This is a genomic window from Endozoicomonas atrinae, from assembly GCF_001647025.1.
Lineage (GTDB): Bacteria > Pseudomonadota > Gammaproteobacteria > Pseudomonadales > Endozoicomonadaceae > Endozoicomonas > Endozoicomonas atrinae.
In genome coordinates this window covers 1-564 of the sequence record NZ_LUKQ02000755.1, presented here as the reverse complement: position 1 = coordinate 564, position 564 = coordinate 1, and the positions used below count along the sequence as shown (strand labels likewise).

General features: G+C 58.2%; 1 protein-coding gene. It reads right to left on the bottom strand.

Going from position 1 to position 564, the window contains the following annotated elements:
• Nucleotides 1–564: hypothetical protein (locus AK963_RS34370; protein WP_202969974.1), on the bottom strand; the 564-nt coding region annotated here is incomplete at both ends.

Below are 564 nucleotides of genomic sequence, written 5' to 3'. Positions count from 1 at the left end.
GCCCATGAGGGAACCCAGGTGTTCGGGTGGGCGCTGACGTCGTTGTAGGTGAGGCTGACCACGCCCTGATGGCCGTTGACGGAGGTGACGGCTTCGGTGTTGTCGATTTTGTAGAAGGTGTCCGATGAGAGTGAGTAGACCAGGGAGTCGCCTACGCCATAGGAGATGCCGTTGAGGGTACCGGCGGCGGTGATTTTCCAGAAGGCGGAGGTCGTGGGCTTGGCTGGCAGTGTGTTTGTTGAGGCGTCGTAGTTGCCCAGCTCGACAATGCCGCCGGTTACGGTGTCGGCGTAGTTTTTCGCTTCGTCGCGGTAGGTCTTGGCTTCGTCTTTGTAGGTACCGGCCAGGGTGGTGTTGCTCTGGACTTCACCGTGTTTGGTGGTGATGTCGGTCTGTTTGGTAGTGATGTCAGACTGAATGGCGATGATGTCGCTCTGGCGGGTTTCCACTTCCGCTCTGTCGGCTTCGACTTGCGTGTGTTTGGTGGTGATGTCGGTCTGTTTGGTGGTGATGTCGGATTGACGGGCGATGATGTCAGTTTGTCGGGTCTCCACGTCCTGACGG